General features: G+C 66.4%; 17 protein-coding genes and 1 pseudogene. 8 read left to right on the forward strand and 10 right to left on the reverse strand.

The window, feature by feature from the left end; all coding sequences use genetic code 11:
* Positions 1 to 49 precede the first annotated feature (49 nt).
* The 8 genes and pseudogenes from MSM1_RS21565 to ltrA form a co-directional block, all read right to left on the reverse strand.
* Positions 50 to 1,147: pseudogene (locus MSM1_RS21565) on the reverse strand (Tn3 family transposase); the annotation flags it as partial.
* Positions 1,141 to 1,434: a hypothetical protein gene (locus MSM1_RS21570; protein WP_236054763.1), complete on the reverse strand. Its 294-nt coding sequence runs from the start codon at positions 1,432 to 1,434 to the stop codon at positions 1,141 to 1,143. The pseudogene MSM1_RS21565 and the gene MSM1_RS21570, both read right to left, overlap by 7 nt.
* Complete coding sequence (locus MSM1_RS21575; protein WP_236054764.1) at positions 1,415 to 3,100, reverse strand: DUF4158 domain-containing protein; 1,686 nt, start codon at positions 3,098 to 3,100, stop codon at positions 1,415 to 1,417. Before MSM1_RS21575 ends, MSM1_RS21570 begins: the two co-directional genes overlap by 20 nt.
* A 200-nt stretch (positions 3,101 to 3,300) precedes the next feature.
* Complete coding sequence (locus tag MSM1_RS05980) at positions 3,301 to 3,933, reverse strand: DUF5134 domain-containing protein (protein ID WP_213440625.1); 633 nt, start codon at positions 3,931 to 3,933, stop codon at positions 3,301 to 3,303.
* Positions 3,934 to 3,999: 66 nt separating this feature from the next.
* On the reverse strand, positions 4,000 to 4,272 hold the full coding sequence (locus MSM1_RS05985) for a heavy-metal-associated domain-containing protein (protein ID WP_213440626.1): 273 nt from the start codon (positions 4,270 to 4,272) through the stop codon (positions 4,000 to 4,002).
* 137 nt (positions 4,273 to 4,409) lie between these two features.
* Positions 4,410 to 6,758 (reverse strand): copper-translocating P-type ATPase, encoded by a 2,349-nt coding sequence (locus MSM1_RS05990; RefSeq protein ID WP_213441498.1) that lies wholly within the window; start codon positions 6,756 to 6,758, stop codon positions 4,410 to 4,412.
* A gap of 55 nt (positions 6,759 to 6,813) precedes the next feature.
* A complete protein-coding gene (locus MSM1_RS05995) occupies positions 6,814 to 7,107 on the reverse strand; it encodes a DUF1490 family protein (protein ID WP_213441500.1) in 294 nt (97 codons plus the stop codon).
* Between the two features lie 685 nt (positions 7,108 to 7,792).
* A complete protein-coding gene (gene ltrA / locus MSM1_RS06000; protein ID WP_307857293.1) occupies positions 7,793 to 8,914 on the reverse strand; it encodes a group II intron reverse transcriptase/maturase in 1,122 nt (373 codons plus the stop codon).
* 844 nt (positions 8,915 to 9,758) lie between these two features.
* Between ltrA and MSM1_RS21580 the strand changes: the two genes are divergently transcribed.
* Genes MSM1_RS21580 through MSM1_RS06010 form a run of 3 tightly spaced genes read left to right on the forward strand, consistent with a single transcriptional unit; the run spans position 9,759 to position 11,255 of the window.
* Entirely contained in the window at positions 9,759 to 10,202 is a 444-nt protein-coding gene (locus MSM1_RS21580; protein WP_236054765.1) for a MerR family DNA-binding transcriptional regulator, read from the forward strand.
* Positions 10,093 to 10,440, forward strand: a complete 348-nt coding sequence (locus MSM1_RS06005) for a MerR family DNA-binding protein (protein ID WP_236054766.1) — start codon at positions 10,093 to 10,095, stop codon at positions 10,438 to 10,440. The genes MSM1_RS21580 and MSM1_RS06005 overlap by 110 nt, the downstream gene beginning before the upstream one ends.
* A complete protein-coding gene (locus tag MSM1_RS06010) occupies positions 10,437 to 11,255 on the forward strand; it encodes an abortive infection family protein (protein WP_213440627.1) in 819 nt (272 codons plus the stop codon). Before MSM1_RS06005 ends, MSM1_RS06010 begins: the two co-directional genes overlap by 4 nt.
* A 115-nt stretch (positions 11,256 to 11,370) precedes the next feature.
* Here MSM1_RS06010 and MSM1_RS06015 read toward each other — a convergent pair whose 3' ends face one another.
* Positions 11,371 to 13,440 carry an acyltransferase family protein gene (locus MSM1_RS06015; protein WP_213440628.1) on the reverse strand — a complete coding sequence of 690 codons (2,070 nt, stop codon included), beginning with the start codon at positions 13,438 to 13,440 and terminating at the stop codon, positions 11,371 to 11,373.
* 146 nt (positions 13,441 to 13,586) lie between these two features.
* Positions 13,587 to 15,011 carry an aldehyde dehydrogenase family protein gene (locus tag MSM1_RS06020; RefSeq protein WP_213440629.1) on the reverse strand — a complete coding sequence of 475 codons (1,425 nt, stop codon included), beginning with the start codon at positions 15,009 to 15,011 and terminating at the stop codon, positions 13,587 to 13,589.
* Positions 15,012 to 15,395: 384 nt separating this feature from the next.
* Between MSM1_RS06020 and MSM1_RS06025 the strand changes: the two genes are divergently transcribed.
* The 5 genes from MSM1_RS06025 (at position 15,396) to MSM1_RS06045 (ending at position 20,536) form a co-directional block, all read left to right on the forward strand.
* Complete coding sequence (locus tag MSM1_RS06025; RefSeq protein WP_213440630.1) at positions 15,396 to 15,887, forward strand: GreA/GreB family elongation factor; 492 nt, start codon at positions 15,396 to 15,398, stop codon at positions 15,885 to 15,887.
* A gap of 51 nt (positions 15,888 to 15,938) precedes the next feature.
* Positions 15,939 to 16,367 carry a GtrA family protein gene (locus MSM1_RS06030; RefSeq protein ID WP_213440631.1) on the forward strand — a complete coding sequence of 143 codons (429 nt, stop codon included), beginning with the start codon at positions 15,939 to 15,941 and terminating at the stop codon, positions 16,365 to 16,367.
* A gap of 103 nt (positions 16,368 to 16,470) precedes the next feature.
* Positions 16,471 to 17,835, forward strand: a complete 1,365-nt coding sequence (locus MSM1_RS06035) for an FAD-binding oxidoreductase (protein ID WP_213440632.1) — start codon at positions 16,471 to 16,473, stop codon at positions 17,833 to 17,835.
* The gene (locus tag MSM1_RS06040) at positions 17,835 to 18,599 is read left to right on the forward strand and encodes a decaprenylphospho-beta-D-erythro-pentofuranosid-2-ulose 2-reductase (RefSeq protein WP_213440633.1); all 765 of its coding nucleotides are present in this window, start codon (positions 17,835 to 17,837) and stop codon (positions 18,597 to 18,599) included. The genes MSM1_RS06035 and MSM1_RS06040 overlap by 1 nt, the downstream gene beginning before the upstream one ends.
* 32 nt (positions 18,600 to 18,631) lie before the next feature.
* Entirely contained in the window at positions 18,632 to 20,536 is a 1,905-nt protein-coding gene (locus tag MSM1_RS06045) for a galactan 5-O-arabinofuranosyltransferase (protein WP_213440634.1), read from the forward strand.
* Positions 20,537 to 20,645 lie beyond the last annotated feature (109 nt).

The raw sequence follows: 20,645 nt of genomic DNA on the forward strand, positions 1-20,645 counted from the left end.
GTCGGCTTAGTAACGGAACGAATTTGGTTGTTTTGTGATCTCGCTATGGCTACGCGGGGATGCGTAGCGGCCGGTGGCCTTCGCGCCGGCGCTGGGCGTCGATGTCGAACGAGTACGTGCCATAGAAGGTGATGTGATCATGCTGGGCAGGGCTCAAGTGTGCCGCAGTCTCGTCGCTGACCTCCATGCCGTTTGACCGCAGGTTGTCGATCGTGTCGGCGAGGTAGGTGGTGGTCCACAGCACGCAGGCGTTGGTGACCAAGGTGAGGCACAGTGCCTGATCGATTTGGTCATCGAGATGACGTCGGCGGACGTGGCCTTGATGCGCGAAGAATAGGTCGCGCCGCAGCGCATGCAGACTCTCGCCCTTGTTGAGCTGACGGCGCACGCGGCGCCGGAGTTCTTCGTCGGCGATGTAATATCGGCAGGCGTAGAGGGTGCGGACGAGTCGCCCGTACTCGTGCAGCGCCTTCGCGAGCGTGCTCTGCCGACTGCTGGCGTGAAGCTTGGCAATGAGCAGGCTGGCCGTAGTGTGCCCGAACTTCATCGAGGCAACCAGGCGCAGCAGATCATCCCAGTGGTCGGCGATCAGCTGCGTCTGGATCGGCTGGCCGAGCAACCGCCCGGCGTGCGGGTATCGAGCGCGCCAAGCCGAGGCGGTTCCGGGGCGGTAGAGCTAGAGGCGGCCGATGTCGCGGATGCGCGGAGAGAACTGCAACCCGGCCAGGTGGAAGATCGCGAATATCGCGAGGGTTTGTCCGGCGGTGTCGACGGTGTGCTCACTGAGCGGCAAATCTGTTGGGTTGCCGAAGATTTCGTCCAGAACTGCGACCGCCTCGCGCCAGCTGGTCGGTATGACCTTGGTGCCGTGGGTCGAATGTTGATCGGAGACATGGGTATACGTGGTGGTGCCTTCGTCAACGAAATACCGTGACAGCGCGCGGGTAGTGAGGCTGTGTCCCCGTTGTGGGAACCGCTGGCCGTCCGACGACGAGAGCATCCCGCCGCCCCACAGCGCGGCGAGGGGGTGCGCGTGGTGTGCGTTGACCAGACGCGTGTGCGCCGCCCGCAGCGTGTCTTGGCTTAGGTACCACTGCGACGTCCAGGCCAGGGCGTCCTCGGAGATGCCCGAAGCGTCGGCTATCCCGGCGTAGCCGAGGTTGCAGGCGTAGGCATCAGCGACGCGTACGGGTTGCGGGTGAGGTCGGGGTTGCGTGGTTGCGCGCCGCCGGCGTGGGTGAACTCTTCGCTGAACCCGGTCAGTTGGTCAACCTCGATCAGCAGTGCCGGCAATTGCACCCTGGGCAGCCGAGCTGATGTGGCGGCGGCGAGCGTATCCGCCTCGGCCGGAAGCTGTTCGGCAGGCAGCGGCGACACGATCGGCTCACCGTCATCACCGAGACGTGCGAGTCCCTCAGCGCCTGGGTCCGTCAAGACTGTCTCCAATGCCGCGACTGCCGCGTGCAGCTGGGCCTGGAGTCGATCGAGTTGCCGGGACGCGGCGGGCTCGGTGCCGGTGACGGTGCAGAAGTCGTCGCGGGTGCCCGGCCCACCGATCCGGCGGTAGCAGCAGGGTGGACGGGTTGGTGTAGCGGCGTGAGCCGGGCACCCATAGGTCGCCGGAGCGCAGCCCGGCCTGCACCCCGTAGAGGACGCTCAGTTCCCAGTAGGGGCGGTAGGCGGCGCCGCGGCCTTGACCACGCGCGGTGTCGAGGTAGCCACGCCAGCGCGTTGGCACGAACACCGTCGCCGCGGCGGTGGTCGCCTTGTCCGGGACAGCGGTGCGGGCGGCGGTGTTGAGCCCGCGCAGCACCTCGACGGCAGTGAGCAGCGCCGTGACCGACGCGCTGGCGGTGTTCCTGGTCAGTGAAAGCGCAGCAATCACTAGCGGGGTGAAAGTGCGCGTGTACTTGTAGCGGGCGGCGAGCAGGTCAAAGTGACCATGGTCGCGCTGCCCGCGATCTTCAGGTGGGCGGCGGGCGGCGATCAGGCGTTGCATGCCGACCCGCTGGCGGACGACCCGCCCGGCCTGCTCGTCGGGAACGGTCGGGTCGGCGAGCACGTCGAGGATCTCATCGAGCAGCCTGCCGCGGTCCACCTCGGCTTTGGCGCGGTCGACGAGCCGCTGTGAAAGTTCATGCCGGGCTCGGGAATCCGCGCCGCCAAGCGCTTGGTCGAGCAGTTGCACCAGCTCGTCGAGCACCTCGATGTAGGTTTCGGCCAGTGTGGCCAACAGGACCGGGTGACGCCGGTCGACCGCGGCGCGCTGCAACGCCTGATTGGTCGAGCGCCGGCCGATCTCGGCAAGCATGCGCTGGCGCCCGACCGGGAGCTGGGACAAGTCGAGGCGATCGGCGCCGTGGCGTCGCAGGAATTCCAGCTTGTCCAGCTCGGCCTTGAGCAGCTCGGGTGTGGCAACGGTGGCCCCGCGGCGCAGCCACGCCAGGCGGGTCAAGCCGAGGTCGGGGTCGACATCGAGCAGGCTGTCGAGCTGCATGGGCCGCGGTGGTTGTAGCAGCGGCCCAAGCCGGTGGTAGGTCTCGGCGCGAGCCGCATCGCGTGCCGCGGCCACCCTCCGGGTCAGGCTGTCGGCCGGTGGGCGGACGATCCGTTCGGCGCGCAACCAGTCACAGGCCAGCTGGGGCAGGACGCCGGGGGCATCGTGTTCGAGCGCCCGGGCCAGCAGGAACTCGTCGAGCAGCTTGCGTTCGCCGGTGGCGCATAACCGCCAACCCAGCCGTGCCAGCACTCGTGTGCGGTGTTCCCGACGGGTTCGTCCCTGCCAGCCGCCGTACTCCGCCAGCAATGCCGACGAGGTATCCGGTCCAATACCTAAAGCCTGCGCGAGACGATGCAGTGCGAGGGGCGGGCAGCCGGCCAGGTCGTCGGGAATCCAGCCCAGCCACGGCAGCGTCGACAGTTGAACGGCGACGCCGAGACGGTTGTGCTGGCGTTGAAGCCCGCCAGCCACGACAGATTGACGCAAAACAAGATCGTCGGCGGAGAGGGTGAAGTAGGTGACCGCGTCCTCGACCGCGATCTCGTCCGGCCAACTGCTCAGCCGGGCGAGCTCGGGATCAGACAGATAGCGGACCGGCATTTGGCCTCCGAGGGGCCCGCGGTTCGGGCTATCACCGCAGCGACGCTAACCCCGAGCGAAGCGGCCGGGAAAGACCTTGGTCGTCACCCGTAAGGGGATCCCCTTGTGGGCTTACGAAAACAATCAGATTCGTTCGGTTGCTAAGCTTCGATCTGAGCATGGCCGGGCGCCGGGCTGCCGGCGGGTCATGCCTCCCGTTCCTACAGCATCACACCGAACATGATGGCCATACCGGAGGCCATGAACGCGTGGCATAGCGTCCCCCAGTCCCCGAGGCGCGTGGCGTGCGGCACGGGGTTCGCTTTCTGCTGCGCGAGATACCGGTAGAGCCAATACACCGCGGCGCTTGCGAATCCGACAGCCGCGATCCAGTTGAGGGCGGTAATCCACCCGGGTTCGGTTGTCGCGGCTACGGACATGTCCATGCCGGACATCTTCATATCCGGCGAGCTAGACATGGTGTGGCCGGGTGAGTTACCGCGCGGGCCCAGTGGGCCGCCGGTCATCACCGCGTACATCCAAGCTACCGCCGCCATCATTATTGCGTGGTAGCCGTTGGTCAGTCGGCCATCGTCGCCGGAGAACACGTGGGCAGCCACAAGCACGAACCAGACAGCCGCCGCTAGGAAGAAGACCATCGGCCCGAGTGTCGGGAGTCCCATTCCAACGGGCCAGGCCATCACGACCATTGCCGCACACATCACTATGTGCAGCAGGCGTTCGATTGTGCATATCCAGCGTTCACGTTGCGCGACAAGGCCATACAGGTGTCCCGCGAAGCTGGCGCCGAACAGGACGGTAACCGTCCACCGCAGCGCGAGGTCGCCGATCAAGATCCGCTACCTCGCATACTCGGGAATCTTCCGTGCTGCGCTGACATCGTTGATTGTCTCCTTTGGCTAGATTCGCGATTTAAGGTCGGAGGGTTCGATCGCCACATCGGTGCTCTCGCCGATCACCTTTGCGCCGGCAACGTGGTAGCCCTGGTCCTCGATGGCCTCGACCAGCCGCCCCGCGGGTGCTCCGTCGTCGCGATGGATGATAGTGGCCGTCTTCGCTGGCACGTCGACCTCCACCGCGGCAACGCCCGCAATGGCGGCGACTATGCCTTCGATCGCGGGCTCGCAACTCTGGGACGAAATCCCCGGAAGCGTCAAGACCGTGGTCGTCATGAGCTACTCCTTCATCTGTGCCGAAGACCCCGCAAACGTGCGAGTGCCGAATCGCACATTCACGTAGTGGCCTTACCTTTGCCTAGTCGGCGACGGCACTGGATGCGGGGTCAAGGTGCTGGTTCTGCTGTCGTTGCTCATTTCGCCTCGGGCAATGCGCGCCGCGCGTGCTCCTGTCGGGTGTCCGCCCCAATGCGGCGGAGCCGCAACGAGTTGGCGACCACGCTGACCGAGGAGAACCCCATCGCCGCACCCGCGACGATGGGGTTCAGCACGCCGAGCGCGGCAAGCGGGATCGCGGCGGTGTTGTAGCCGAAGGCCCAGCCCAAGTTCTGATGGATCGTGCGCAGGGTCTGCCGCGACAGCTCAATCGCCTGCACGACACCGTCGAGGCGGCCGGACATCAGCGTGATGTCGGAGGCCTCGATGGCCACGTCGGTGCCGGTTCCTATTGCGATGCCCAGATCGGCTTGCACCAGGGCGGGCGCGTCGTTGACGCCGTCGCCGACCATCGCCACCACCCGGCCCTCGTCTTGGAGTCGGCGAACCTCGGTGACCTTGTCTTCGGGTAACACCTCGGCCAGCACCTGACCGATGCCGACCTGGTTGGCGATCGCGGCCGCCGTGGGGGCGTTGTCGCCGGTGATCAGTGCGACCTGCAGCCCCATGGCGCGCAGCTTGCGGACCGTGTCGACGGCGTCGTCCTTGATGGTGTCGGCCACCGCCAGCACACCCACAACCTGGCCGCTGCGGCCGACGAACACCGCGGTGCGACCCTGCTCTTCGAGCTCGGCGGCCGCCGTCGCGAGGGGCTCAGGGAGAACCAAGTCGTGGTCGTCGACGAGCTTGCGCCGCCCGACCAGCACGGGCACGCCCTCGACCTCACCCTGCACTCCACCACCGGCGAGCTTGGCGAACTCGGTAGCGGCCGGAATCTCCAACCCGCGCGCGCGGGCGGCGGCGACGATCGCCGCGCCGATCGGGTGTTCTGAGCCCGCCTCGACCGCGGCCGCGATCCGCAGCACCAGATCAGGCCGCCGCCGCTTGTCGGCAATCACGTCGGTGAGCCGCATCCGGGCGCGGGTGAGGGTGCCGGTCTTGTCGAACACCACGGTGTCGATCTTCTTCGAGGCTTCCAGCACCTCTCCGCCCTTGACCAGGATCCCCAGGTCGGCGCCGCGGCCGGTGCCGACCATGATCGCCGTGGGGGTGGCAAGGCCGAGCGCGCACGGGCACGCGATGATCAGCACCGCCACCGCCGCGGTCATGCCAGCGACCGGGTCGGCGGCCAACAGCGTCCACCCGGCAAACGTCGCCACGGCAACACCGAGCACCGCAGGCACGAACACCGCCGAGACCCGGTCCGCCATTCGCTGTATCGGGGCCTTGCCGCCCTGTGCCTGCTCAACCAGGCGCACGATCTGCGCTAGCGCGGTGTCGGCCCCGACGGCGGTAGCGCGCACGGTCAGCAGCCCGTCGGTGTTGACCGTTGCTCCGGCGACATGGTCACCCACCGTTTTCTCGACCGGGACGGACTCGCCGGTCAGCATCGACTCATCGACGGCGGCTCGCCCGTCGATGACCTCGCCGTCGACCGGGATCTTCTCCCCTGGCCGCACCAGCACCAGGTCTCCGACTTGCACCTGATCAACCGGCACGAGGAGCTCCTGGTCGTCGACCAGCAGGCAGGCTTCCTTGGCGCCCATCTCCAGCAGCTTGCTGATCGCCTCCGACGCCTTACCCGTGGCTCTGGCCTCGAAATAGCGGCCCAGCACCACGAACGCAATAATCAATGCTGCGGTATCGAAGAACAGCGGCCCGCCAACGAACAGCTGATAGACGGAGTAGGCAAACGCGGTCAGGGTGCCCAGCGCGATCAGCGTGTCCATGCCCGCGGACCCTGCACGCGCTTGCTGCACGGCCCCCTTCAGGAACGGCCACCCGGATATGAACTGCACGGGCACCGTCGCGGCGAACGCCAACCACCCCGCCCACGGGTAAGCGCCGAACAACATCGGCGCCGCCATCACCGCCACTCCCAACGGGAATGCCAACAACACCCGCCGCAACCATTTGCGCTGCTCGCGCTTCCTCTGCTCAGCCGGCGACAACTCGCTCCCGGTGACCGGTCCGGACCCGCAGCTGCCGCAACTCTCGCTGTCCGCCAAACCGTCCAGCGGGCGACGGCACATCCCCACCAGCGCCAGTCCGATCCCGCTGGCAATCCTGCGCACCACACCGATCCTGAGAATTGCAGCCGAGTGCGGGGCACGCGTGGGCACCAACTCTGCAGGAATGTGCTCGGCTTCGCCGATCGCGGACAGCACAGCAGCGGTGTCGCACTGCTGGGGCGAATACCAGATCACCACCGATGCCGTTCGCGGATAGGCGTGCACGGCTTGCACGCCGGTCACTTGCGAGACCGTCTCTTCGATCGCTACGGCCCGAACCGCGTCGACATCAAACCCGCTGACGTGCACCCGCATGCGCCCTGACGCGTCGGAAACAACCTTCAGCGCGGCGTCGGCACCAGGAAGGACATCAGTGGTCATGATCGCCAGAGTCCACCACGGTCATCGGTGAAACATCCTGTTCGGCACGCTCTTTAGCCTCAGCCACCACGTCGGCGACCGTCAGCCGTGCGTGCTCAGCGCTCGCCCCGGCCTTGCGCTCGGCCTCACGGGCAACGCGCATGCCCCAGGCGGTAACGATGACTGTTGCCTTCCGCAGCGGGGCCTTCGCCACCACCTTGCGCACCGCCTCATAAGCCGCAACCCCAACCGCGCCGGTCACCACCGCGGGTACCGCCTTTGCCATTAATGCGTGCAACACCATCTTCTCGAACGCCCCCTTCACAATCGTTGGCCCATCGTTGGCTCACGCTCTGGGAGGCGCGCGTGTCGCGCGACGCGTTAGCCGACGGGCAACCCCAAGGTATTGGTTGGCCCTGGGGCAAGGTCAAGGGTTAGGCGACACCGGTGCGGTGGATGGATTCATCGGGTTCACCGGGTCCGAGCTGGACCTGATTGTTCGAAGCACTGGCGCTTCTGCCTAAACGCCTTGGCATGCAATTACTTACGCAATTTAATGGAGGCTGGACCAACAGCCGGTGCCCCGCGACGCGGTGGGCGGCAAAAAATTACGGCACTGCGTCTTGACCTTGCCCCCGAGGCAATCCCTAACGTTGGAGTCACCGGCGGTGATGCCTCCACCGCATTCAGGCAAAGGAGGCGAACATGAGCCGAGCCGCAACCTCATTGGCTCAGGTTTCCCAGATGGTGGCTATGCGGCGCACCCAAGGCCAACAACCATCAACACCAGGATTCACCTTGACGGGCGTTCTCACCACAGAAGAGTTGGGTCGGGAGCTGGAGAAGCAATGAGCACTGGCGGTAGGACCCAGGGCCTTGGTGCCGCCGGTTTCCCGGTCGGTTGTCCGTCCCCTGGTGCCCCTGGTCAGGTCGGTGCCGCTCCAGCTCCCGCCACCTCGAACCGTGCATGCGGTTCTCCCGCACACGGCTCACCGACGCCGTTCACCGCCGGCATTCGGTTTCTCCCGCCAGGGCTTGTTAGCCCTGGGTGCGATGACGGTTCCGTTCAGGCTGTACAACCCGCAGTAATCGGTGGACTGGTAGGCAAGCACGGACAGGCCAAAGCCGCGCCCGCGCTTGTGCTGCCTACCGATAAACAGCGCCAACCGGTCTTGGGCGTGCTGCTGGATCTTGTGGAAGCGGATCGCGGAGTGGCCGTAGCGAAAATAGTTCGCCCAGCCACGCAGGAACCTGTTCAGGTCCTCCACCACCACCTCGACCGGCAGCAGCAGCCGAGACCGGATCGTCAACTGCCTGATCCGATCGCGTGCACGGTGCATCGCCCGATCACTGGGCCAGCGGGCCAAGAACGCCACACCACGTCTGCCGTGCACACCCCGCGAGCGCACCATCTGATGATGAAAGCCGAGAAAGTCGAAACCTTCTCCGCCCACCACCAATTCGACGATGCGGGTCTTGGCCTCCTTGGGCACCAAGCCCAACTCGGCCAGCAGCGCCCGCAGCCGCGCGAGCGCGGCGTGGGCTTGCTGTTCGGATTCGCGCATCACCAGCAGATCGTCGGCGAAGCGCACCAGCACCCCGAAAGCGCGGGTGTCCCAGGACCGGTCGAGCCGGTGCAGGTACACGTTGCACAGCAAGGGGCTGATCACAGCACCTTGCGGGGTTCCGGTGTCTGGATGACGGACGACGCCGGATTCCATCACTCCCGCACGCAGCATCGCGCGCAGCAGCTTAAGCGCCGACTGGTCGCACACCCGTTCCTTGACCGCTGCCATCACCCGGTCATGCGGTATCACCGAAAAACAATCGGCGATATCGGTCTCCACCACCCACCGCCTGCCCCGAAAGTTCTCGTCGACGAGCACCTGCAGGGCATCGTGCTGACCCCGCTTCGGGCGAAACCCGAAACTGCACGGGGCAAAACCCGCTTCGAAGATCGGCTCGAGCACGATCTTGGTGGCGGCCTGCACGATGCGGTCACGCACAGCAGGAATCGACAGCGGCCGCTGCTCGGTCGTTCCCGGCTTGGGGATATAGACCCGCCGCGCCGGAAGCGGCCGATACGACCCATCCCGCAGTTCGGAGAACACCGGTCGATGCCGTACTCCTTTTCGATCCAGTCCAAGGTGGTCCGGTCAATGCCCGGTGCGCCGTTGTTGGTGCGCACCGCGACCCAGCCGCGCCACAGGACATCTCTGCGCAAGATTTTGTCCCACAACGCATGAAACCGTCGCCCGGGATCGGCCTTGGCCGTCCGGTACAGCGTGTGTTGCAGGGCACGCACCTTGTCCAACGGAACCTTGTCAGCGACAACAGTTCCGCTGTCGGCGGGACTAGCCGAAACGGCACTCACCGGGCACCTCCACAGTCACCCACACGCATCGACGAAGCAGTGGCCCTTCCCTCACCGGCGGTTGTGTTGTCCGCTCGGCTCAACCGGTACTACGACCACCTCCGACGCCCCCCCGGCTGGCTTCCACTTCCCGGCTCGTCGCCGGTTATAGGTCGCCGCGCTCCAACCGCTCTACGCAGTCGGTTGGGCCGGGGAGGGCCTCTCCAGTTCCCGTCACCACTATCCGAACGTTCCGAGCCCCTTACGCCGGGGAGTCCTTCACGGCTGCACTTCCAGGATCTTCACCGCTTCCATGGCCTTCGCCCTTCTCCTCCGGGCTCGGCACTCCCTGATCGCTTAACGACGCGGCAGGCTTCACTTCACGTTACGGACCGTTCGGTTGCACACCCCGATAACCGGGGCGTTCGACGCTGGGCTTCGACCCCGCCCGTTTCCAGACGACACCGCCAGCCTGCTACCGGGCCTCCTGACAGCTACCCGGACCGGACTTTCACCGGCAAGCGACGACGAGCTTACGAATCAGCCGCCAACCATTTACATGATCAACCACCTTTCACTACTGGACGCACAGGAGGAGCCCGATGAAATCTCACGCCAAGAAGGCAATCGCGCTGTCCGGTGGTGCAGCTATCCTCGTCTTAGGAGTCGGGTTCGGCGGCGGCGATCTGTCGCCGAGTCGCGGGACGACAACGCGTTCGTCCAGCATTGCACTGACATTCCGATCTCCGTTGCCCCCACAGGAACACTCCGCGCATCTCGGCGCCGCCGTCCATGAACGAAACCTTGTGACGCATACCGTCGGTGATGCCGCCAAAGTTATCGGCTTCTCGGCCAAGGCCATTCGGATCTGGGAAGCCAAAGGGCTGCTGCCACCAGCCGAGCGCACCGATGCGGGCTACCGGCTGTTCAGCGACGATGACGTCGGCGATCCTGCGATTCATCGTGCGGGCCCGGACCCTCGGCTTAACCCTGTCGGAGATCAAAGGCATCCTCGACCTGCATCGCCACGGCATGGCGCCTTGTGAGCAGGTTACCGCGCTGCTCGACAAGCACATTCGCGACATCGACCGCGCCATTGCAGACCTCCACGCCTTACGTACCATCCTCGCCGCGGCGCTACAGACCGCCCGCATCGATCAACGACGCGGACAAGCTGCCACGGTCTCGAGGAGCTTTTCCCGGTCACCCGCTCGACGATCTACTGGGCGGTCGCGCGCGGGCGGGCGAACAACCGGGACGTCAATACATAGCACAGCACGATGACCGATCTCGTAGGGCGCACCACGCGCGGCCTCTTCCGCGACTTGATGACCAACAGCACGGTCGGCGCGATCAGCACCGCGCTTCAAGACGAAGGGTTCGCGGCCGATCCCGACTGCCGCTACGAAGACAGCAGCGTGCGCCGGCAGACAACGCAGTCGTACCTGGATGCGGTCGACTGGACCGACCCACGACACGTCGGCCGATTTCTCCGGGTCGCCGAACGGTTGCTCAATGGCTGGGAACCTCAGGGCCTGAGCCAGTTTCACCAATCGCTACGCCGCGACGGCTACCAGGTCGATGAGCAGACCGGCCAGATCACGCCACTCGCGTCACAGCTGTCGATCGAATCGAATGCGAGACTCGCCGACCCGTCAGCCATTCGCGAGGGCTTCGAGCGCATCAGGCGCGCAATCGGCGACGATCCCGCGCTCGCGGTCGGCAGCGCCAAGGAACTGATCGAAAGCACCGCCAAGGTTGTCCTCAGCGAACGTGGCCAGCCGTTCGACGATAAGTCTGGCCTACCCAAACTGGCGCGCGCAGCACAGCTTTCGCTCGGGCTGGACCCCTCGAAAGGTTCCGGACCGGATGGCAGCGAAGGTGTTAGGCGCATCCTCGGTGGGGTCACCACCATCGCCAACGGACTCGCCGAGCTGCGCAACCGCGGGATGGGCACCGGACACGGTCCGGCAACCGCACGCGTTGGTCTGGGGACCCGGCACGCACACCTCGCGGTCAATGCGGCGCTCACTTGGTGCCAGCTGATGCTCGACACCCTCGCCGACCCCGAAGCGCCCTTTCGCAAAGCTCATTCGTAAGCCGCCGCCAAACGAAGACCACGAAAACAACCAGATTCGTTCCGTTACTAAGGCGACCCCTGGTAACGGCCGAGCCGCCGCCGCGCCGCTGAACGCTACATGGCCGGCGGGCCGGCTATCGGATCGATTCCTCGAGCCATGGGGTCAGCCACCTCACCCCCTCGGGGGTAAGGTGCACGCCGTCGCTGCGCACCGGTACGCCATCGACTTTCGCGGTGTAGCCCCCGTCAGGGGCAAGCTTTTTGTTCAAATCCAGTACTGCGACGTTGGGGCGATCGCGCACCGTGCGGCGAAGCAACCCGTTCCATCGATCGACCCGCTCCGGCTGGTCCTCGGGATACAAGCTGCCGTCCGGTTTTTCGCCGCGCCGGCTATACGGTGCGGTGGCCACCACCACCCGGGCCCCGGTGGAGCCCAAGATGTCCAGTGCTCGCTGAAGTTCTGCAGCCAGGTAGGAGTCGAACTCCGGGTTGCCGATGTGTGTCCAGCGCCCCTCATTGACCCGGTCAATCGTTTCCCAGCGGCCGATGACCAGCAGCACGACGTCGGGCCGGTCCCGGCTGACTTGCGCGGCCCATCGGGCGGGCCAGGTGTCGCATTCGGGCTTCTGGTCGATGACCTGGCCGAAATACCGGTATGGGCCGCCGCGGACGATGCTGCACCCGATGATGGTGTGGTCAACAAAATTAAACCCCGGTGTGGCGGGAAGGTAGTGCATCAACGTCCAGGCGATCGAGTCGCCGAAGACCGAAACGGTGAACGCCCGAGCGGGATCTCGCCGCCCGACAGCCGGCACGGGCCGAGAGCCGGCCGGTGGCGCCGGTGAAACCACGGCCACCGGCGACACCCCGGGCGGCAGACTGGTGCCGGACACCGCGACCCGACCGACCCCGGCGGGCACGACTAACACCGTCACCGCGGCGGCCGTGACAACCGTGGCGCCCGCCAACCGCAGCAGGGGCACCCTAACCGGCCGCCACCGCCGGATGGGCTGTTCAACCAGCCACCAGGACACAGCGGCCACCGCTACGGTGGTAACACAGCGAACCGCAAGCAACCGCCAGCCGGACCATCCGGTTCGCTCCCCGTTGAGCACCAAAAAGATCGGCCAATGCCACAGGTAGATCCCGTATGAGATGGTGCCCAGCCGCACCAGGGGATGCCAGGCCAGCGCCCGGGCGATCGGCCCGCGCTGATCCAGCGCCACCGGGGCGATCACCAAAACCGCCGCGACGGCCACCGCGGCCAACAGGCCCGCGCGCAGTTCCCGCGCGCTGCCCGTCGCGTAGTGAGCACCCGCCGCCAACCCCGCCACGCCGATGATCGGTAGCACCCGGGCGGCCCACCGGGCCGCCCGGGAGCGGATCACGCAGCAGCCGCGGTTCAGCGCCGGCCAATCACGCACCAGCAGAGCCGCCGCCGCCGCGCCGATCAATAGGGCCTGCGCCCGGGTATCGGTGCCGAAGTAGAGGCGGTGGTGCGAGGCCTCGGGCAAGAAGACCGCGACCGCGGCGGCCGAGGCCAACGCACCCAGCGCTGCCATCACGAACACGATGAGCCGAACGCCGCTCACCGTTGCCCACAGCCGATAACGCCGGGCCCACGCCGCCAATACCACGGCCACCGTGATCAACACCAGCGGCCAGACGAAGTAAAACTGCTCCTCTACACCGAGCGACCAGGCGTGCTGCAGCGGTGAGGGTGCGGCGCCTTGCGTGAAATAGTCCGTTTTCTGCGCGATGAATCTCCAGTTCGCCACCCACAACAACGTGGCGATGGCGTCATCTCGCAGCCCGGTGACGGCTTCCTGCGGAAACAGGTCGCGAGCCATCCCGAGCGTGACCACCAGCAGCACCAGCGCCGGCAACAACCGCCGCGCCCGGCGAACCCAGAAACCTGCCGGGTCGACCCGACCCGTCCGCCCCAGCTCGTCGAGCAGCAGCGAGGTAATCAAGAAACCACTCAGGACGAAGAACACGTCCACGCCGATGAAGCCGCCACCCAGGGCGGGGATGCCGCCATGCTCGGCAAGCACCAGCGCGACCGCCACGGCCCGCAGCCCATCCAATGCCGGGATGCCGCGGCCGGCCCGTGGACCGGACGAGGACCGGACGGGGGCGACCCATCGGGCCCGGCGTGCATAGTGAACTGGCGCAGGGTAGGCCCTCGCCGGTTCACCGCCCACTCGCCGCGCGCCCGGCCGGTTCGCGCGGACAGCGCTGTTCGTGCTGCCGATACGTCGATTCCCCCTGCCTGTCGGGTCGCAGCAAGCTTAAGCCGCGACCGTCCCTCCGCAGCGGAAGACACGGCGACACAACCACCACTGGGGCGCTACTCGAGCGCGTAGCCCAGGATCGCCTTGGTTTCCAGGTATTCGTGGAAGCCGAAACTGCCCCATTCGCGACCGTTGCCGCTTCGTTTGTAGCCCCCGAATGGAGCCTGGATGTCGAAGGCATGGTTGATCGTCACCCAGCCGGCGCGAATCCTGGCGGCCACCGCCCGCGCTTTCGCCAGGTCGGCTCCCGAAACATAGCCCGCCAGACCGTAATCGGTGTCGTTGGCGATGTCGATGGCCTCATCGAGGTCGCTATAGCCCTGGATGCACAGCACCGGCCCGAAGATCTCCTCACGGGCGATGGTCATCTCATTGGTGACACCGGCAAAGACGGTGGGCTTGACGTAGTAGCCGGTATCCAAGCCGTCAGGTCGGCCGGTGCCGCCGGTGACCAGCGTGGCGCCCTCGTCGATACCCCGCTGGATCAGGCGCTGCACCTTGTCGAACTGCGCCCGTGAGGCCAGCGGGCCGATGGCACGGCTGGCCTCGGGGTTACCGACCTCCACCCGCTCGGCGGCGTCGCGCGCGATAGCGACGGCCTCCGCCAGGCGCGAGTTCGGCACCAGCATGCGCGACGGCGCGTTACAGCTCTGGCCGGTGTTGAGCATCATGTTGACCACACCGGCACGCACACTGCTGTCGAATTGCGCATCGTCGAGGACGATGTTGGGGCTCTTGCCCCCCAGCTCCTGGGTGACCCGCTTCACGGTCGGGGCGGCCTTCGACGCCACGTCGATGCCGGCACGAGTCGAACCGGTGAACGAAATCATGTCGATACCGGGGTGGCTGGACAGCGCCGCGCCCACGCCCGCGCCGTCGCCGTTGACCAGGTTGTACACGCCGGCCGGCACCCCCGCCGCGTCAAGGACTTCCGTGAAGATGTATGCGGAGTACGGCGCCACCTCGGAGGGCTTCAAGATCATCGTGCACCCGGTCGCCAGCGCCGGATACACCTTGACCGCGATCTGGTTGAGCGGCCAGTTCCACGGCGTTATCAGACCGCACACCCCTATCGGCTCCCTGACCAGCAGGGTTGGTCCGTGTCGTTCCTCGAACGCAAAGTTTTTCAGTACCTCGATGGCGGTCACCAGGTGACTAAGGCCAAGCTTCACCTGCGGCCCGGCCGCCAACGACGGCGGCGCCCCCATCTCCTCGCTCACAGCTTCCGCCAGATCTCCTGCCCGCTTTTGGTATTCGGAGCGGATCGCCTGCAGCAGATCAAGGCGGTCCGCACGGCTGCTCTGCGACCACGTGGCGAAAGCCCGTCGGGCGGCGTTGACCGCCGCGTCGACATCATCCGCCGAGCCGAGTGAGATTGTGCCCGTGATCTGTTCGGTGGCGGGATTTTCGACGTCCAAGAGGTTAGGCCGAACCGGATCGGCCCAACGGCCATCGATGTAGAACTTCACATACTCGCGCATGACGCCATCCTCCTCCCCTACCGGGCTCCCCGGGATTGCCAGGTGCGCACGCGGCCCAGTCCGGCGAGGTGCTGCGTCGTCACCGTCGTGTCCCGTCGCGTCGCGCAGACCTCCGCGACGGCCGCCCGTAGCCCCGCCACTCCCGCCCGCATACCGGGCCCGCCAGCCAGCCCAGACGGCGGCCACGGCGCTCGGTGCCCTGGCCCACGTGGTTGCCGCCCTCGTTGCCGCGGCGTCTTAGCCCGGGCGGTTGTCGCGCGGTATGTGGTGTCACCGAAACCACCACCCGGATGCGCAGCGTGTGAATAATGGGCGAACGTACAACGACACGATGTGGGCGCCCCGCGACAGCCCTCGCGGTCGCGCCCCGAAAGGCTGGCGGACGTGGGTGAGGAACTCGAACCAAGACGGCTATCCGATACCACCCGGGACCGGCTAGCGGCTGAGCTGGCCCGGCTGCGCGAACGACGTCGCCGTCTGGAGGTCGAGGTCAAAAGCGACCGGGGGATGGTGGGCGATCACGGCGACGCCGCCGAAGCGATACAGCGCGCTGATGAGCTGGCCCTGCTCGATGAGCAGATCATCGAACTCGACCGGATCTTGCGGACGGGGCGCGGACCGTTGCTGGCGGACGAGGCTGAGACGTTGCCCGCCGGCACCGAAGTCACCCTACGGTTTCTCGACGGCACGGTGGCCACGATGCACGTGATATCGATCGTGGAAGAGACCCCGGCCGGCGGCGAAGCCGAGACGCTGACCGCCGGCAGCCCGCTGGGGCGGGCCTTGGTGGGGCACAAACCCGGTGACGTCATCACCTACACGACGCCACAGGGCGAAAACCGCGTCGAGTTGCTCGACGTCAAATTCCCGGCGTAACCACGCCGCGCCGGCTCACGCGCTCGGCGCACGGCCCGTAAACTGCCCGCGATGACTGACCCACCCGCCGAGGTCGCCGCCCCGCGCGCACGCCCGAGATTGACGACACAGGTGTGGCGGTTCATTCTCACCGGCGCTGGGGCGGCGGTGATCGATTTCGGTCTTTACGTGCTGCTCTACCGGGTTGCTGGGGTGCAGGTCGATCTGTCCAAAGCCACCGGCTTCGTCGCCGGCACGGTCACCGCCTATCTGGTCAACCGCCGGTGGACGTTTCAGGCATCGCCGAGCACCGCGCGTTTCGCCGCCGTCATGGCGCTCTACGGGCTCACCTTCACCGTGCAGGTCGGGCTCAACCACCTGTGCCTGGCGCTGTTGGCCTACCGGGCCTGGGCGGTACCCGTCGCGTTCGTCATCGCGCAGGGAACCGCGACGGTGATCAACTTCGTCGTGCAGCGGTCCGTGATTTTTCGGGTCCGCTAGGCCGGGGCCAGCGCACCGGCGCGGGGCTGAACGACCCGGCTGCCTCCCGGGGCGCTGCGCGTCCCGCATCGCCGCCGGCGCGGGCGCGGTACCCTCTGTGACGATGTTGACGACAGAACGGCTCAGTGGCTGGGGCCGCACCGCTCCCTCCGTGGCCACGGTGCTTTGCGCCCGCGACCCCGAGGAAATCGCCGCGGCTGTGGTCCGGGCCGCCGACACCGGAGGCCGGGGCGTGATCGCGCGGGGCCTGGGCCGCTCATATGGCGACAACGCCCAGAACGGCGGCGGCTTAGTGATCGACATGACCGCGCTGAACACCATCCATTCGATCGACGCCGACACCCGACTCGCCGATGTCGACGCCGGTGTCAGCCTGGACCAGCTGATGAAGGCGGCGCTGCCGTTCGGGCTATGGGTTCCGGTGCTGCCGGGCACCCGCCAGGTCACCGTCGGTGGGGCGATCGCCTGCGACATCCACGGCAAGAACCATCACAGCGCAGGCAGCTTCGGCAACCATGTCCGGTCGATGGCACTGCTGACCGCTGACGGGCGGATACGTCACCTGACCCCCGACGGCGAGGAGTCCGAGCTGTTCTGGGCCACCGTCGGCGGTAACGGCCTGACCGGCATCATCTTGCGAGCCACCATCGAGATGACACCAACCCAGACGGCTTATTTCATCGCCGACGGCGACATCACCGCCGGCCTGGATGAGACGATCGCCTTTCACAGCGATGGCAGCGAAGCCCGTTACCCGTACTCCTCGGCCTGGTTCGACGCCATCAGCGCGCCACCGAAACTAGGACGCGCCGCGATCTCGCGCGGCTCGCTGGCCACCGTCGACCAGCTGCCAAAAAAGCTCCGGAAAAATCCATTGAAGTTTGATGCGCCACAACTATTTACGTTCCCTGACATCTTTCCCAGCGGCCTGACGGGCAAGTACACGTTTGCGGCGATCGGTGAGCTATGGTACCGCAAGGCCGGAACATACCGCGGTGCAATCCAAAACCTCACCCAGTTCTACCACCCGCTGGACATGTTCGGAGCATGGAACCGGGCCTACGGACGGGCTGGATTTTTGCAGTACCAGTTCGTGGTGCCGACCACGGCGGTCGCCGAGCTCAAGGCGATCGTCCGGGATATCCAGGCCAGCGGCCACTATTCATTTCTGAACGTGTTCAAGCTGTTCGGCGAGGCCAACCGGGCGCCACTGAGCTTTCCGCTCCCGGGCTGGAACATCTGCGTCGATTTCCCGATCAAGCCCGGTCTTAACGAATTCCTCAACAAACTTGACCGCCGTGTCCTGGAATTCGGCGGCCGGCTGTACACCGCCAAAGACTCCCGCACCACCGCTGCTACTTTCCACGCCATGTATCCCCGCGTCGACGAGTGGATTACGTTGCGGCGCAAGGTTGATCCTGTCGGAGTCTTCGTGTCCGACTTAGCCCGGCGTCTGGAGCTGCTGTAATGGTGCTCGACGCTCTGGGAAACCCGCAGGCCATCCTGCTGCTCGGCGGCACCTCCGAGATCGGGCTGGCCATCTGCAAGCGTTACCTGCAAAACGCGCCCGCGCGCATCGTGCTGGCCGCACTGCCCGATGACCCCGGCCGCGGCGATGCGGTGGCACAGATGACGGCCGCGGGCGCTAAGACGGTGGAGCTGATCGACTTTGACGCGCTCGACACCGACAGCCATCCGAAGGTGATTGAGCAGGCTTTTGCTAACGGCGACGTCGACGTGGCTATTGTCGCCTTCGGGCTGCTCGGCGATGCCGAGGAGCTGTGTCATGACCAGCGCAAAGCGGTACAGATCGCTGAAATCAATTATACTGCAGCAGTTTCCGTGGGAGTCCTCCTCGCTAATAAAATGCGGGCCCAGGGTTTCGGTCAGATCATCGCGATGAGCTCGGTGGCCGGCGAGCGGGTGCGACGGGCCAACTTCGTCTACGGCTCCACCAAGGCGGGTCTGGACGGATTCTACCTGGGACTATCAGAAGCGTTGCGTGAGTTCGGCGTTCGTGTGCTGGTGGTTAGGCCAGGGCAGGTACGTACCCGGATGAGCGCGCACCTCAAAGAGGCGCCGTTGACCGTCGACAAGGAACATGTCGCCGAATTGGCGGTCACCGCATCCGCAAGAGGCAAGGAATTGGTTTGGGCACCACCAGCACTGCGTTACGTCATGATGGTCTTACGGCATATCCCGCGCAGCGTCTTCCGCAAGCTGCCCCTTTGATCGTACGCGAGGCACTGGCCAGCCTGGGCCAGATGGCTGTAGCGGTAGTGGCGGCGGTGGTGGTGGCGGTGATCTCGCTTCGGGCCATCGCCGGGGTTAACTGGCCCGCCTATCCGTCGTCTAACCAGCTGCACGCGCTGACCACCGTCGGTCAAGTCGGCTGCGTCATCGGGTTGATCGCCGCCGGTTGGATGTGGCGGCGGGGGCAGACCGCTCCCGGTGGGTGGTGGCGCCTTTCGGCGCAGCTCGGGGCGCTGGTGTTTATTTCGGCGTTTTGCGTGGTCACGCTCGCCATGCCGCTGGGCGCCACCCGGCTGTATCTGTTCGGCATCTCCGTGGACCAGCAGTTCCGCACCGAATATCTGACGCGGCTGACCGACACCGCCGCCCTTCGTGACATGACCTACATCGGCCTGCCTCCGTTTTATCCGCCGGGCTGGTTCTGGATCGGCGGGCGCGTCGCGGCGCTGACCGGCACACCGGCCTGGGAGATGTATAAGCCGTGGGCCATCACCTCGATCACCATCGCTGCCGCGGTGGCGCTGGTGTTGTGGTGGCGGCTGATCCACTTCGAGCACGCGCTGATGGTCAGCGCGGCCACCGCGGCGGTGACCCTGGCCTACGGCTCACCGGAGCCCTACGCGGCGATGATCACGGTGCTGCTGCCGCCGGTGCTGATCCTCGCCTGGTCGGGTCTGCGCGCGGGCAGCCGCTCCGGTGGGTGGGCCGCGGTCACCGGCGCCGGGATGTTCCTGGGCTTCACGGCGACCTTCTACACCCTGCTGCTGGCCTTCACCGCCTTCACGATGACGGTGATGGCGGTTTTGCTGGCCGGATCCCGCCGGCGCCAGGGGCTGCGCAGCGCGGCCGACCCGCTGGTTCGGCTGAGCGTCATCGCCGTTATCGCGGTGGGTATCGCGTCGATCACCTGGCTGCCGTTTGTGCTGCGGGCCGCGCGCGACCCCGTCAGCAATACCGGCAGCGCACAGCACTACCTGCCCGCCGACGCCGCCGTGCTGCCCTTCCCGATGTTGCAGTTCACCCTGCTGGGGGTGATCTGCATGCTGGGCACCCTGTGGCTGGTGGTGCGGGCTCGCTCATCAGCCCGGGCGGCCGCGTTGGCGATCGGCGTGATCGCGGTGTACCTGTGGTCGCTGCTGTCGATGCTCACCACGCTTGCGCGCACCACGCTGCTGTCGTTTCGGCTGCAGCCGACGTTGACCGTGCTGCTCGCCGCCGCCGGTGTGCTCGGGTTCATCGAGGCGGTTCTCGCGCTCAGCGCGCGCGCACGCGACCGCGGCCAGGAGCGCTCCTGGGGGCGCCGCGTCGTCCCGGTGGCCGCCGCGGTGGGATTGGCCGGGGCGATTGGGTTCAGCCAGGACATCCCGGAAGTGTTGCGACCGGACCTCACCGTCGCCTACACCGACACCGACGGCTTCGGCCAGCGCGGCGATCGCCGCCCCCCCGGCGCCGAGAAGTACTATCCGGCCATCAACGCCGTCATCGCCCGGACAACGGGCAAGCCGCCCGACCAGCTCGTTGTGCTGACGGCCGACTACAGCTTCCTTTCCTATTACCCCTATTGGGGCTTTCAAGGGCTGACGTCGCATTACGCCAACCCGCTGGCGCAATTCGACCGGCGGGCCGCCCAGATTGAAAGCTGGTCCGGGCTCCAGACCGCCGACCAGCTCCTGCACGCGCTCGACACGCTGCCGTGGCAGCCGCCGACGGTGTTTTTGATGCGCCGCGGTGCCGGCTCTGGCTCGGGGACCACCTACACGCTGCGGCTCGCCGCCGACGTCTACCCCAACCAGCCCAATGTCCGGCGCTACACCGTGGACCTGAAGGCCGCCCTGTTCGCCGACCCGCGGTTTGTCGTCGAGCACATCGGTCCGTTCGTGCTCGCGATCCGCAAGCCCGCACCGGGATCTCGATGACAACCGAAACCGCACGTGACGGGCCGCACAATTACCATCTAGGTCCGTGACCACCGCGGGCGCGAACTACCGGACCACCGGGGATGACCGGATTGCCGGCGACGGCCAG

Origin of the sequence: Mycobacterium sp. SM1 (assembly GCF_018361265.1) — a bacterium.
In the GTDB taxonomy this organism is placed as follows: domain Bacteria; phylum Actinomycetota; class Actinomycetes; order Mycobacteriales; family Mycobacteriaceae; genus Mycobacterium.

Coding starts and splice junctions, on each gene's coding strand:
- MSM1_RS21575 (WP_236054764.1), bottom strand. CDS start 3,100: ATGCCGGTCCGCTATCTGTCTGATCCCGAGCTCGCCCGGCTGAGCAGT.
- MSM1_RS05985 (WP_213440626.1), bottom strand. CDS start 4,272: ATGACGACCACGGTCTTGACGCTTCCGGGGATTTCGTCCCAGAGTTGC.
- MSM1_RS05990 (WP_213441498.1), bottom strand. CDS start 6,758: ATGCGGGTGCACGTCAGCGGGTTTGATGTCGACGCGGTTCGGGCCGTA.
- MSM1_RS05995 (WP_213441500.1), bottom strand. CDS start 7,107: ATGGTGTTGCACGCATTAATGGCAAAGGCGGTACCCGCGGTGGTGACC.
- MSM1_RS21580 (WP_236054765.1), top strand. CDS start 9,759: ATGAAATCTCACGCCAAGAAGGCAATCGCGCTGTCCGGTGGTGCAGCT.
- MSM1_RS06005 (WP_236054766.1), top strand. CDS start 10,093: ATGACGTCGGCGATCCTGCGATTCATCGTGCGGGCCCGGACCCTCGGC.
- MSM1_RS06010 (WP_213440627.1), top strand. CDS start 10,437: ATGACCGATCTCGTAGGGCGCACCACGCGCGGCCTCTTCCGCGACTTG.
- MSM1_RS06020 (WP_213440629.1), bottom strand. CDS start 15,011: ATGCGCGAGTATGTGAAGTTCTACATCGATGGCCGTTGGGCCGATCCG.
- MSM1_RS06030 (WP_213440631.1), top strand. CDS start 15,939: ATGACTGACCCACCCGCCGAGGTCGCCGCCCCGCGCGCACGCCCGAGA.
- MSM1_RS06035 (WP_213440632.1), top strand. CDS start 16,471: ATGTTGACGACAGAACGGCTCAGTGGCTGGGGCCGCACCGCTCCCTCC.
- MSM1_RS06040 (WP_213440633.1), top strand. CDS start 17,835: ATGGTGCTCGACGCTCTGGGAAACCCGCAGGCCATCCTGCTGCTCGGC.
- MSM1_RS06045 (WP_213440634.1), top strand. CDS start 18,632: ATGGCTGTAGCGGTAGTGGCGGCGGTGGTGGTGGCGGTGATCTCGCTT.